The sequence below is a fragment of the Bacillus sp. 3G2 genome (assembly GCF_044324725.1).
Taxonomy (GTDB): domain Bacteria; phylum Bacillota; class Bacilli; order Bacillales; family Bacillaceae_G; genus Bacillus_A; species Bacillus_A mobilis.
The window spans coordinates 155001-168557 of the sequence record NZ_CP172246.1; the positions used below are offsets into that span (position 1 = coordinate 155001).

Below are 13557 nucleotides of genomic sequence, written 5' to 3' on the forward strand. Positions count from 1 at the left end.
AAAAGCTACCCCGGGGATAACAGGCTTATCTCCCCCAAGAGTCCACATCGACGGGGAGGTTTGGCACCTCGATGTCGGCTCATCGCATCCTGGGGCTGTAGTCGGTCCCAAGGGTTGGGCTGTTCGCCCATTAAAGCGGTACGCGAGCTGGGTTCAGAACGTCGTGAGACAGTTCGGTCCCTATCCGTCGTGGGCGTAGGAAATTTGAGAGGAGCTGTCCTTAGTACGAGAGGACCGGGATGGACGCACCGCTGGTGTACCAGTTGTTCTGCCAAGGGCATAGCTGGGTAGCTATGTGCGGAAGGGATAAGTGCTGAAAGCATCTAAGCATGAAGCCCCCCTCAAGATGAGATTTCCCATAGCGTAAGCTAGTAAGATCCCTGAAAGATGATCAGGTTGATAGGTTCGAGGTGGAAGCATGGTGACATGTGGAGCTGACGAATACTAATAGATCGAGGACTTAACCATATAATATGTAGCAAATGTTATCTAGTTTTGAAGGAATATATATTAAAATTCCTTTTGACATTCTGAAAAGAATGTGTATAATGATAAAAGTCTGGTAATGATGGCAGAGAGGTCACACCCGTTCCCATACCGAACACGGAAGTTAAGCTCTCTAGCGCCGATGGTAGTTGGGACCTTGTCCCTGTGAGAGTAGGACGTTGCCAGGCTTGTATTATTCCGCAGTAGCTCAGCGGTAGAGCTATCGGCTGTTAACCGATCGGTCGTAGGTTCGATTCCTACCTGCGGAGCCATTATGCTTCCATAGCTCAGCTGGTAGAGTACTTCCATGGTAAGGAAGAGGTCACCGGTTCAAGCCCGGTTGGAAGCTTGGAAAAAGTTTTAAATTTTTGGCCCGTTGGTCAAGTGGTTAAGACACCGCCCTTTCACGGCGGTAACACGGGTTCGAATCCCGTACGGGTCACCACTTTTGGAGGATTAGCTCAGCTGGGAGAGCACCTGCCTTACAAGCAGGGGGTCGGCGGTTCGATCCCGTCATCCTCCACCATATATATTTTAAATGTCGGAGGGGTAGCGAAGTGGCTAAACGCGGCGGACTGTAAATCCGCTCCTTCGGGTTCGGCAGTTCGAATCTGCCCCCCTCCACCATTTTCTTTAAAATAACCTGAGAGGGTTTATTTTTTTGAAAAGATAACCATACTAGTAAATATTAATGGGCTATAGCCAAGCGGTAAGGCAACGGACTTTGACTCCGTCATGCGCTGGTTCGAATCCAGCTAGCCCAGCCATTTACGAGCCATTAGCTCAGTTGGTAGAGCATCTGACTTTTAATCAGAGGGTCGAAGGTTCGAATCCTTCATGGCTCACCATTTTCGCGGAAGTAGTTCAGTGGTAGAATACAACCTTGCCAAGGTTGGGGTCGCGGGTTCGAATCCCGTCTTCCGCTTTATTACTAAGGGGCCTTAGCTCAGCTGGGAGAGCGCCTGCCTTGCACGCAGGAGGTCAGCGGTTCGATCCCGCTAGGCTCCATCTAATAGAGAAGCTTACATCATATGATGTAAGCTTTTTTTGTGTTTAAAAAGACAACTTTCATATTTGTCATTTAAAATGGAGAAAACGCGAAAATAAAGGATGGGGGATAATTGTGAAAGTTGTTATTGCATCTGATTCATATAAAGAAAGCTTAAAAGCTATAGAAGTATGTGAAGCTATTGAGAGAGGTTTTGGAGCAATTTTTCCTAAAGCAGAATACGTAAAAATACCAATTGGAGATGGAGGGGAAGGAACGGTTAATTCACTTGTAGATGCCACAGGGGGGAGGATTATATCACTTCATGTGACAGGGCCGCTTAGAGAACGTGTACAAGCTTTTTACGGTATGTCTAAAGATAAAAAGACAGCGTTTATTGAAATGGCAGCAGCATCAGGATTACAACATGTTCCGGTTAAAAAGCGAAATCCACTTATTACAACGACTAAAGGAACTGGGGAGCTTATATTACATGCGCTAGACGAGGGAGCTGAGCACATTATTTTAGGACTTGGTGGAAGTGCTACAAATGATGGCGGAGCAGGTATGTTGTCAGCTTTAGGAGTCAGGTTTATAAATGGAAAAGGGGAAGTAATAGAGCCATCTGGAGGAACGTTACATTCGATTGTCGCTATTGATTTTTCACGCTTGGATTCACGCTTAACGCATATAAAGATAGAAGCAGCATGTGATGTAGATAATCCATTAGTTGGAATAAGGGGAGCATCTTTCGTATTTGGGAGGCAAAAGGGTGCGAATGTAGAGATGATGAAAGAGCTGGATGAGAATTTAAAGCATTATGCGAATATCCTTAAACAATACTTATCTTGCGACGTATCTAAAATACCTGGAGCAGGAGCCGCAGGAGGAATGGGAGCAGCTGTTATTGCAGTGTTAAAGGGAAGCTTGCGGAGAGGAATTGAAATTGTATTAGACTATACAAATTTTGATAAGCATATAGAAGGTGCAGATTTAATTATAACTGGCGAAGGGAGAATAGATGAACAAACAGCATATGGAAAGGCCCCTGTAGGTGTTGCGGAGCGTGCAAAGCATTTTCATATTCCTGTCATTGCTATTGGAGGATCTGTATCTCCGAATTATCCAGCTGTTCACGAAAAAGGAATCGATGCAGTATTTAGTATTACAGCAAGTCCGATGACATTAGAAGAGGCATATAAAGTAGCGGAAGAGAATATCGAAATGACAGCAAAGAATATTGCCGCAGTATGGAAAATAGCATCAGAAAAACACTTCTAAATGCAGGAGTGTTTTTTATTATTATCTAATAATAATGATGGTAGTTGTTTCATTAGGTTAACTTTATACATAGAATAGTCTTAACATTTGGATTTTAAAGCGAATATAAGTGAATAATTTGTATATCCATACAGAAAAATGTCGAGTTGAGTCAGACTATATAAAAGATTTAAAATATTTAGTGAAGGCACAAAAGGGGGATACTATCTATGAAAAAAGAAATTTCGGTTATTGGAGTTCCAATGGATTTAGGACAGATGCGTCGCGGAGTTGATATGGGGCCGAGCGCAATCCGTTATGCAGGCGTAATTGAAAGAATTGAAGAAATTGGATATGACGTTAAAGATATAGGAGATATATGTATAGAGAGAGAAAAAGAAGTAGATGTAAATACAAGCTTAAGAAACCTTACACAAGTTGCAACTGTTTGTAATGAATTAGCGAGTAAGGTGGATCATATTATAGAAGAAGGACGTTTTCCACTTGTATTAGGTGGCGATCATAGTATCGCTATTGGTACATTAGCTGGTGTTGCGAAACATTATAAAAATTTAGGTGTTATTTGGTATGATGCACATGGTGATTTAAATACAGAAGAAACTTCACCATCTGGAAACATTCATGGTATGTCACTTGCTGCAAGTTTAGGGTATGGGCATCAAACGCTTGTAGATTTATACGGGGCATATCCAAAGGTGAAAAAAGAGAACGTTGTAATTATTGGTGCACGTGCATTAGATGAAGGAGAAAAAGACTTTATTCGCAATGAAGGTATTAAAGTATTCTCAATGCACGAGATTGATCGTATGGGTATGACAGCTGTTATGGAAGAAACAATCGCGTATTTATCTCATACTGATGGTGTGCATTTATCATTAGATTTAGATGGCCTTGACCCACATGATGCACCAGGAGTTGGAACGCCTGTAATTGGTGGCCTATCTTATCGTGAAAGCCATTTAGCAATGGAAATGTTAGCGGAAGCTGATATTGTTACATCAGCTGAGTTTGTTGAAGTAAATACTATTTTAGATGAGCGAAATAGAACGGCAACAACAGCAGTTGCTTTAATGGGTTCTTTATTCGGTGAAAAACTAAAATAAATGTAAGAAAAGCAACTGAGAAGTTGCTTTTTTTATTTGAAAATAAGCGTATAATAATGATTTATATTATACTGTACGATAATAATGTTTGACATCTTACCAATTTAGACTAAAGGGGGTTGTTTGTAATTGTTGTTTGTTTCATGTATGGTATAATTAACTAGTTGTTGGAAATACATACAGATAGAGCATAAAACAATATTTCAATATATGGATAGAATTGCTCGTAAGTAGGAGGAAGGGTTAGCATGCCTTTTGAAGATACGACCATTTTGAAATATCTTAGTACGGTATTAGATATTGCCGTTGTATGGTTTATTATATATAAGCTAATTCTCATAATCCGAGGGACGAAAGCTGTTCAACTTTTAAAAGGGATTACAGTTATTATTGTCGTTCGGATGATCAGTATTTTCCTTGAATTGCATACGCTTTATTGGCTGACTGAGCAAGTATTAACGTGGGGATTTTTAGCCGTTATTATTATTTTTCAGCCAGAATTGCGAAGGGCACTTGAGCAGCTAGGACGCGGGAGTTTATTTTCGCGTGTTGGAACTCATGAGGATGATGAACCTGAAATCGTTGCAACAGCGATAGCGAAAGCAACGGAATATATGGGAAAACGTAGAATTGGTGCATTAATTACTTTGTCGAAAGAGACCGGTATGGGTGATTATGTGGAAACAGGTATTCCGCTAAATGCAAACGTATCATCGGAATTACTCATTAATATTTTCATTCCTAATACACCTCTTCATGATGGAGCAGTTATTATGCAGGGAAGTACCATTAAAGCAGCAGCTTGTTATCTTCCGTTATCGGAAAGTCCTTTTATCTCTAAGGAGTTAGGAACTAGACATCGTGCTGCAATGGGAGTTAGTGAAGTTACTGATAGTATTACAGTAGTTGTGTCGGAAGAAACAGGTCAAATTTCTTTAACGAAAAATGGTAAGTTGCATCGTGATTTGAAGACAGAACAACTGAAAGATATGTTGTTAGCTGAATTTAGTGCGAGCGAAAAAACGACTTCTTCGTCTTTATGGAATTGGAGGAGAAAGCGTCATGGATAAGTTAATGGAGAATCATTGGTTCTTAAAGGGGATCTCATTACTATTGGCGTGTATGCTTTTTATGTCAGCGACTTTAACTGAAAAAAATACGACATCGGGGATACTACCTTTTGCAAATGATGCGAAAGAAACATTAACTAATTATGCTATTACCCTTAAGTATGATGAAGACAAATATATTGTAAGTGGTATTCCGGCAGAGGGCGTTAAGGTAAAGTTAGAGGGCCCAAAAGCAGCAGTTGCTACAGCAAAAGCGAAAAAACAATTTGATATACCAGTTGATTTGAGAGATAGCGAAAAAGGAACTTATGAAGTTTCTTTAAAAACGAACGGCCTTCCAGATGATGTGAAAGGAACAGTTCAGCCATCAACAATTAAAATTACGTTACATGAAAAAGCGAGAAAATACGTTCATGTAGACTTAAAGTTATCAAATGAGGATCAAATGCCAGCGGGTTCTACTCTCGAAAAATCAAACATTAAACCTGATACTGTCGAAGTAGTTGGGACGAAAGAAGAAATTGAAAGTATTTCATCTGCAAAGGCGTATATTGATTTAAAAGGTGTTAATAAAACAGTTACAAAAACAGCCGAAGTTACATTATACAATAAAGAAGGAAAACGTTTAAATGTAAGAACGAGTCCATCTAAAATTAGTGTAACATTGAATGTGGCGACGCAAGCTACGGCCAATAATACTGAAAAAACTGTTCCTGTAACGTATACAAAAAAGGGGAGTTTACCAGAAGGATTGGCCGTTACAAATATTAGCGTTGAGCCGAGTGAAGTAACGATAGCAGGTCCAAAAGATATATTGGACAATATACAATCGATAGAGGGGGTCGAAGTAGATCTTAGTCAATTGACAGAGTCTACAACATTCGATACCTCTGTTTTATTGCCAAAGGGTGTAACAAGTTCAAAACCGAATCAAGTGAAGGTTTCAGTAGGCGTGCAAAAAGCAAAACAAACGAAAACAAGAACGATTGATGGTATATCAATTCAAAAAAATGGACTTTCTAAAGATGTTACGGCCCAGCTACTTTCGCCGCAAGATGGGAAGATAAGCGTTGATATTTCAGGAGAAACAAGTATAGTAGATAAAATAACAGCTGCTCAAATAACAGCAGCGATTAATCTGCAAAGTGTAACTCCGGGGACGAAGGATGTTTCTATTCAAGTGAGCGGTCCTGGTAATATTTCAATAGAGCCAAAGCAAAAAAGTGCTAAAGTCACAATTGTGAAGAAAGAAAATCCAGATAAAGAAGTACAGGGTAACGGTGAAAAACCAGATTCAAATAATAACCAAGATAATCAAACTGAAAAACCAAAAAATCCTGAACCTGAACAGAAGCCTAAGCCTGACACGGAACAGGAACCAAATAAAGATAAAGAAAAAGAAACTAGTCAAGAGCCAACAGTAGATAATCAAAAAGAGCCAGAAAAAGGAGCGAATCATAATGGGTAAATATTTTGGTACAGATGGAGTACGCGGGGTTGCGAACCAGGAGTTAACACCTGAATTAGCGTTCAAAATTGGACGTTTTGGTGGTTATGTATTAACAAAAGATACAGATCGTCCAAAAGTAATTATTGGCCGTGATACACGTATATCAGGACATATGTTAGAAGGAGCTTTAGTAGCGGGTCTATTATCAACTGGAGCAGAAGTAATGCGCCTTGGTGTTATCTCTACACCAGGTGTTGCTTATTTAACAAAAGCGTTAGATGCACAAGCGGGTGTTATGATTTCTGCATCTCATAATCCAGTACAGGATAACGGAATCAAGTTCTTCGGTTCAGACGGTTTTAAATTAACAGATGAGCAAGAAGCAGAAATCGAAGCTTTGTTAGACAAAGAGGTTGATGAGTTACCACGTCCAACAGGTACGAATCTTGGACAAGTGAGTGATTATTTTGAAGGCGGACAAAAATATTTACAATATATTAAACAAACTGTAGAGGAAGATTTCTCTGGTTTACATATCGCTTTAGATTGTGCACATGGTGCGACGTCTTCTTTAGCTCCATACTTATTTGCGGATTTAGAGGCTGATATTTCAACGATGGGAACTTCACCAAACGGTATGAACATTAACGATGGAGTAGGTTCTACGCATCCAGAAGTATTAGCTAAATTAGTAAAAGACAAAGGCGCTGATATCGGTCTTGCCTTTGATGGTGATGGTGACCGTTTAATCGCTGTAGATGAAAAAGGAAACATCGTTGATGGCGATCAAATTATGTTTATTTGTGCGAAGTACATGAAAGAAACTGGTCAATTAAAGCATAATACAGTCGTTTCAACTGTTATGAGTAACTTAGGTTTCTACAAAGCACTTGAAGCTAACAATATCACAAGTGATAAAACAGCAGTTGGTGACCGCTACGTAATGGAAGAGATGAAGCGTGGTGGATATAACCTGGGTGGAGAACAATCAGGTCATATTATCTTACTTGATTACATTACAACTGGTGATGGAATGTTAAGTGCACTTCAACTTGTAAACATCATGAAAATGACGAAAAAACCATTATCTGAGCTTGCAGGAGAAATGACGAAGTTCCCGCAATTACTAGTAAACGTTCGTGTAACAGATAAAAAACTAGCATTAGAAAATGAAAAAATTAAAGACATTATTGGTGTTGTAGAGGAAGAAATGAACGGTGATGGCCGCATTCTTGTTCGTCCATCTGGAACAGAGCCACTTATTCGTGTAATGGCAGAAGCACCAACACAAGAAGTTTGTGACGCATATGTACATCGTATTGTAGAAGTTGTGAAAGCTGAAGTTGGCGCTGAATAATTCAATAAATTTATGAAAAAGGAGCACAATAAGTGCTCCTTTTTCATATGTTTTATAGATGATGAAAAAAATTTCATTGACGGTTTATCCATGTTTGTTATAAGATGGTCTTGTTCTTTTTCTCAAAGGAAATATTGTAAATTATAGAAGCGCCAGAACTACAAGTAGTGTAGTTGACGAGGTGGAGTTTATCGAGATTTCGGCGGATGACTCCCGGTTGTTCATCACAACCGCAAGCTTTTACTTAAATCATTAAGGTGACTTAGTGGACAAAGGTGAAAGTGTGATGAGAGAAAAGGAACGGATACAAACTAGCTGTATAAGTATATACGGACTTAAACCCAATCGAGAGGAAGGTGAAAGCCGTTACAAGCTTACAGGGCTAGCAATATGTAATCCGTTTTTTTAGTATAAATAAAAATGGTATCGGACTATGTCGTTACATGTTCGCAGAGCAATGTAAGCATTTGTAACGGCGACTAAACATGTGTGGAATCGTAGGATTTATTGGAGAACAAGATGCAAAGGAAATTTTATTAAAAGGTTTAGAAAAGCTAGAATATCGTGGATATGATTCAGCAGGTATTGCAGTACAAGCAGAGAACGGTGTTGTTGTATACAAAGAAAAAGGCCGTATTGCAAAACTTCGCGAAATCGTAGATGAGAACGTAGCAGCAAGCGTGGGAATCGGTCACACACGCTGGGCTACACATGGTGTTCCAAGCAAAGTAAACGCGCATCCGCATCAAAGTACATCAAAACGCTTTACACTAGTTCATAACGGTGTAATTGAAAACTATGAATTAGTGAAAAAAGAATATTTACAAGATGTAACGTTCGTAAGTGAAACTGATACAGAGATTATCGTACAGCTTATGGAACAACAAGTGAGCACAGGACTAAGTGTAGAAGAAGCGTTCCGTAATACGCTATCTCTTTTACATGGCTCTTATGCAATCGGATTACTTGATGCTGAAAATCCAAACATGGTTTATGTTGCTAAAAACAAAAGCCCGCTATTAGTAGGTGTTGGTGACAACTTTAATGTTGTGGCGAGCGACGCTATGGCGATGTTACAAGTTACAGATCAATTTATTGAGTTAATGGATAAAGAAATCGTAATCGTAACAAAAGAAAGTATTACAATTAAAAACTTACAAGGTGAAACGATTGAACGTGCACCGTTTACAGCGGAATTAGACGCAAGTGATATTGAAAAAGGAACGTATCCTCATTTCATGCTTAAAGAAATCGATGAGCAACCACTTGTAATCCGTAATATAATTCAAAAGTATCAAGATGAAAATGGCGAGATTGAATTGGATCAAGACATTCGCAATGCGATTTTAGATAGCGACCGTGTTTACATCATTGCATGTGGAACGAGTTATCATGCAGGTCTTGTTGGAAAACAATTTATCGAGAAGTTTGCAAAAATGCCAGTTGAAGTGCATGTAGCAAGTGAATTCTCTTATAACATGCCATTATTAACAGAAAGACCATTCTTCATTTACATTTCACAAAGTGGTGAAACAGCTGATAGCCGTGCAGTACTTGTACAAACAAATGAAATGGGTCATAAAGCATTAACGATTACAAACGTACCTGGTTCTACACTTTCTCGTGAAGCTGATTACACACTTCCGTTATACGCGGGACCAGAAATCGCAGTTGCATCAACGAAAGCTTACACAGCACAGCTTGCAGTACTTTCAATTTTAGCTGCGGACATTGCTAAAGCAAAAGGTGAAGTTCTTGATTTCGATTTAACACACGAATTAGGACTTGTAGCAAATGCAATGATAGAACTTTGTGATCAAAAAGAAGAAATGGACGCATTAGCAAAACAATTTTTAGCAACAACGCGTAACTGTTTCTTCATCGGACGTAGCGTAGACTTCTACGTAGGATTAGAAGGTGCGTTAAAGCTAAAAGAAATTTCTTACATCCAAGCAGAAGGATTTGCTGGAGGAGAATTAAAACACGGTACAATCGCCTTAATCGAAAACGGTACACCAGTTATCGCACTTGCTACACAAGAGCACGTAAACCTTGGAATTCGTGGTAACGTGAAAGAAGTAGTAGCACGTGGAGCTAACCCATGTATCATCTCAATGAAAGGCTTAGAAATGGAAGGTGACAGCTTCGTATTACCAGCTGTACACGAAGCACTAGCACCGCTAGTAGCAGTTATTCCATTCCAACTTATCTCATACTACGCAGCACTTCACCGCGAGTGTGACGTTGATAAGCCACGTAACTTAGCTAAGTCTGTTACGGTTGAGTAGGAGATTGGTAGGTTAATAAATATATGAATCGGTACCCCTTTAGATATGTTATCTAAAGGGGTATTTTTGTGCCGAAAAAGAACATCTGAATTTGGTAAGTGGACAGAATCCTACTAATTAAAATTTTACTTTATCGGATTTGGAATAGAACCACTTTTATTTATCTGAATTTTCCGTTATCATTTTAAGTATGCGTGAACAATTTTCTTTATTATAAAGAGAATAGACGATAGATTCATGATCATTACAAGGGGGCTTATTAATGAAAGTGAAAGCAAAAACAAAAACATATTTAAGTATAGAAGAGATTATTTCATTACCGGCCGTATCAAGTGCAAATATAAGTGATGATGGAAAAAACGTAGCATTTGTAAAGAAGACAGCTAGCTGGGAAGACAATGCGTATAGAAATCATGTATGGATATATGAGAAAGATAAAGGGCAGAGTTACCCACTAACAAATGGAGATATAGATAGTACACATCCATTATGGTCTCCAGATTCTAAGACTATTGCATACCTTAGCCCAGGCGATGACGGAGCTAATACAAATCAGATCTTTGTTAAGTCAATAGACGGTGGTAGTGAGGTTCAAATTACGGATGAGGAGGAAGGAGTTAATACATTCAAATGGGAGCCTACTGGTAAAGGCTTTTATTATATTGCACAGTCAAAAGAATGTGAGGAGATAAAGAAACGTAAGGAACGATATGGGGATTTCCACCATGTAGGTAAGGAACATCGGAATAATTGTTTATACTACATTGAGATAGAAAAGGTAATACAAAATGATAAAGAGGAACGCGAGATTAAAGGTGTTTATCAACTAACGGATAGTAAGGAGTTTTATATACATAACTTTGATATTTCAAATGATGGGAAAAAGGTTGTATGTATGGCTACACCAAGCTTAAACGATTATATGAATGGTGAGCTCTACATATTAGATGTTGAAGCTGGAGAACTACAAAAAATGAATATGGATAAGCTGTTAGGAGCGAGCGTCTGCTTTTCTCCTGAGGGTAGCAAAATATGTTACGCAGCAAGCATAAGAAAGAAGGATTACTATAGAAATCATATACAAGATAGTACATTAGAGATATATGATAGGAATACTGGAGAGGTAATTCAACCTTTAACAAATTTTGATAGTACGGTTATGCCGTTACGGTGGACGGCTAAAGGTATTTTAATTAGGTGGCAGGATAAAACGAATTACCGTATTGGATTGCTATGTGAGGATGGCACTGTGGAAATGTTAAGCGAAACAGTAGAAGGATTTATAATGGATGCCTCTATAACAAGGGATGGCAATCATATAACATATACTAAGGCTATAACAAATGAAACCTTTGAAATTTATTTGGATGATAAAAAAATAACGAATGAAAATAGCTTTTTCGAAAGCAAGCTTAAAAGTAACAGGGAAATCATCTCATGGGGAAGTAGTGATGGTCTTGAAATAGAAGGTGTTTTATCAACCCCAGTAGAGTTTGAGGCAAATAAAAAATATCCCTTATTAGTAGTAATCCATGGTGGTCCGAATTGGGCGTCCTTTCCGATATTTTCAGACTGCTTCAATGAGAAGTATCCGATTGAACAGTTTATAGAAAAAGGCTTTATCGTTTTAGAGCCAAACTATAGAGGAAGTTCTGGTTATGGTAATGAATTTTTAAAAGCAAACTATAGAAAACAAGGATTTGCTGATTATGATGATATTATATCTGGAGTGGATGCACTAGTTGAAAAAGGGATGGTAGATAAAGAGAGAGTAGGAGTTATGGGATGGAGTAACGGAGGATATATATCAGCTTTTTGTTCTACATGTAGCAGTAGATTTAAAGCTATTTCAGTTGGGGGCGGAATTACGAACTGGGGTACCCATTATGTAAATACAGATATCCCTTACTTTATTAGCATGTATTTAGGAAATACTCCATGGAATGATCCAGAGATATATAAGAAAACATCGCCAATGACATATATTAAATCAGCTTGTACGCCTACGTTAATTCAACATGGAGAAAAGGATGTAAGAATTCCAACTACAAATGCATATGAGCTATATGAGGGATTAAGAGAAATGGAAGTTGATACAGAATTAATTATATTTAAAGGAATGGCATATAGCTCGGATCAGCCAGGAATGAGAGTAGCTATTATGAGGCAGAACTTGATATGGTTTTCACACTATATTCTTGGAGAAAGCATGAAAGGTTTTCGTACTATATAATGGATATATGTACAGGGGTTTTTCATTGTAAACTGTATACAAACTATCATTGAAAAAATTTAAATGATTATAAGGAAACGTAATTCGGAGGATTAATATGACAGAGAATAAAAATGAGTTATCTGTAGAACAACGTGAAGAACTATTAAAAGCATTACAAGCTCGTTTTGAGAAAAACATGAACCGTCATGAAGGCCTTGCATGGGCTAAAGTTGAAGCAAAGCTAGCTACTAATACTGAAAAATTATGGTCAATTAACGAAATGGAAGTAACTGGCGGTGAGCCGGATGTTGTTGGTTATGATGAAGAGAAGGATGAGTATACTTTCTGTGATTGTTCAAAGGAAAGTCCTAAAGGCCGAAGAAGTCTTTGTTATGATCTTGAAGCGTTAGAGGCAAGAAAGAAACATAAACCAGAAAATAATGTTATTGATGTAGCGACTGCTATGGGCATTGAATTATTAACGGAAGAACAATATCGAGAGTTGCAACAACTTGGGGATTTCGATATGAAATCATCAAGCTGGGTACAAACGCCTTCAGATATTCGAGAACTCGGTGGTGCTCTATTTTGTGATTATCGCTTCGGACACGTTTTTGTGTACCACAATGGAGCAGACTCCTATTATGCTGCTAGAGGATTTCGCGGTTCGTTAAAAGTTTAAATTTGAAGTAAGTAAGAAAAAGAGCCTATACTTAGGCTCTTTTTCTTACTTATATTTTAAAAGTAAACTGTTACTACGCAGTTTTACTTAATTTATATGTTTCATGGTTGTTTTTACGGAAAAGTTTAGGGAAAACATAGCCATCTAATCCAATGCGTCCAGCGTTATGACCTGCAACTAAAATGAACATAGTCAGAATAAGTAGATTTGGGTTTACACTAACAGTTCCACTTAGTAAAAATGAAAGATTCATTATAATTCCAAAGAATGCAGCAGTTTTTGTTAATCCGCCTAAAATTAAACCTAGACCTACTAAAATTTCTCCCCATTGAACTAAAAAGCTAAATAGGTCTGCGTTTGGAAGAACAAAGTGTTGAAGGAAATCTGCCCACCAACTTTGTACGGCAGGGTGGTCACCTGATGCCTGAGCGATAGCGCCCTTTAGAAAACCACTTGCATCAAAAGATTGTCCGAAAACTTTACCTATCCCAGCAGCGAGCCATGCATATCCTATGTAAAAACGTAAAAATAATAATATGAAAGCAGCACGTTTATCAGTTCTTAAAAAATTGATAACCATTGAAATCCCTCCAATATTTTATTTACATGTTTATTATATATCCATTGTGAAAAGATT

The 13557-nt window shown here is 38.3% G+C and carries 9 protein-coding genes, 9 tRNA genes, 2 rRNA genes and 1 pseudogene (1 of these 21 cut by a window edge); 20 read left to right on the top strand and 1 reads right to left on the bottom strand.

From position 1 onward, the window contains the following. The 20 genes and pseudogenes from ACHZK0_RS00885 to ACHZK0_RS00980 form a co-directional block, all read left to right on the top strand. Nucleotides 1-468 (top strand): 23S ribosomal RNA (locus ACHZK0_RS00885) (it extends 2454 nt beyond the left edge of the window). 90 nt (nucleotides 469-558) lie between these two features. Continuing rightward, a 5S ribosomal RNA gene (rrf, locus tag ACHZK0_RS00890) occupies nucleotides 559-674 on the top strand. Nucleotides 675-683: 9 nt separating this feature from the next. After that, nucleotides 684-758 (top strand) — tRNA-Asn (locus ACHZK0_RS00895). Nucleotides 759-762: 4 nt separating this feature from the next. After that, nucleotides 763-835, top strand: a tRNA-Thr gene (locus tag ACHZK0_RS00900). A gap of 21 nt (nucleotides 836-856) precedes the next feature. Further along, a tRNA-Glu gene (locus tag ACHZK0_RS00905) sits at nucleotides 857-931 on the top strand. Nucleotides 932-936: 5 nt separating this feature from the next. Then, nucleotides 937-1012: transfer RNA gene (locus ACHZK0_RS00910), tRNA-Val, on the top strand. Nucleotides 1013-1029: 17 nt separating this feature from the next. Beyond that, nucleotides 1030-1113 (top strand) — tRNA-Tyr (locus ACHZK0_RS00915). 65 nt (nucleotides 1114-1178) lie between these two features. Beyond that, a tRNA-Gln gene (locus ACHZK0_RS00920) sits at nucleotides 1179-1253 on the top strand. 5 nt (nucleotides 1254-1258) lie between these two features. Then, nucleotides 1259-1334 (top strand) — tRNA-Lys (locus tag ACHZK0_RS00925). Nucleotides 1335-1339: 5 nt separating this feature from the next. Beyond that, nucleotides 1340-1411 (top strand) — tRNA-Gly (locus ACHZK0_RS00930). Between the two features lie 10 nt (nucleotides 1412-1421). Beyond that, nucleotides 1422-1494 (top strand) — tRNA-Ala (locus ACHZK0_RS00935). Between the two features lie 115 nt (nucleotides 1495-1609). Continuing rightward, a complete protein-coding gene (locus ACHZK0_RS00940; RefSeq protein ID WP_262741458.1) occupies nucleotides 1610-2755 on the top strand; it encodes a glycerate kinase in 1146 nt (381 codons plus the stop codon). 209 nt (nucleotides 2756-2964) lie between these two features. Further along, entirely contained in the window at nucleotides 2965-3858 is an 894-nt protein-coding gene (gene rocF, locus ACHZK0_RS00945; RefSeq protein WP_063262605.1) for an arginase, read from the top strand. A 248-nt stretch (nucleotides 3859-4106) separates the two neighbouring features. Then, nucleotides 4107-4928 carry a diadenylate cyclase CdaA gene (gene cdaA, locus ACHZK0_RS00950; RefSeq protein ID WP_048528662.1) on the top strand — a complete coding sequence of 274 codons (822 nt, stop codon included), beginning with the start codon at nucleotides 4107-4109 and terminating at the stop codon, nucleotides 4926-4928. Continuing rightward, nucleotides 4921-6396, top strand: a complete 1476-nt coding sequence (locus ACHZK0_RS00955; RefSeq protein WP_270343604.1) for a CdaR family protein — start codon at nucleotides 4921-4923, stop codon at nucleotides 6394-6396. Before cdaA ends, ACHZK0_RS00955 begins: the two co-directional genes overlap by 8 nt. Continuing rightward, the gene (gene glmM / locus ACHZK0_RS00960) at nucleotides 6389-7735 is read left to right on the top strand and encodes a phosphoglucosamine mutase (protein ID WP_262741456.1); all 1347 of its coding nucleotides are present in this window, start codon (nucleotides 6389-6391) and stop codon (nucleotides 7733-7735) included. The genes ACHZK0_RS00955 and glmM overlap by 8 nt, the downstream gene beginning before the upstream one ends. Before the next feature lie 286 nt (nucleotides 7736-8021). Then, nucleotides 8022-8208, top strand: a pseudogene (locus tag ACHZK0_RS00965) (hypothetical protein). Between the two features lie 12 nt (nucleotides 8209-8220). Beyond that, nucleotides 8221-10023: a glutamine--fructose-6-phosphate transaminase (isomerizing) gene (gene glmS, locus ACHZK0_RS00970; RefSeq protein ID WP_262741455.1), complete on the top strand. Its 1803-nt coding sequence runs from the start codon at nucleotides 8221-8223 to the stop codon at nucleotides 10021-10023. Between the two features lie 268 nt (nucleotides 10024-10291). Further along, entirely contained in the window at nucleotides 10292-12256 is a 1965-nt protein-coding gene (locus ACHZK0_RS00975) for a S9 family peptidase (RefSeq protein ID WP_395761685.1), read from the top strand. A gap of 97 nt (nucleotides 12257-12353) precedes the next feature. Beyond that, the gene (locus tag ACHZK0_RS00980) at nucleotides 12354-12920 is read left to right on the top strand and encodes a DUF4256 domain-containing protein (protein ID WP_262741453.1); all 567 of its coding nucleotides are present in this window, start codon (nucleotides 12354-12356) and stop codon (nucleotides 12918-12920) included. A 73-nt stretch (nucleotides 12921-12993) separates the two neighbouring features. On the opposite strand, the gene ACHZK0_RS00985 is transcribed toward ACHZK0_RS00980, so the two are convergent. Further along, complete coding sequence (locus ACHZK0_RS00985) at nucleotides 12994-13500, bottom strand: DoxX family membrane protein (RefSeq protein WP_000236336.1); 507 nt, start codon at nucleotides 13498-13500, stop codon at nucleotides 12994-12996. Between the last annotated feature and the right edge of the window lie 57 nt (nucleotides 13501-13557).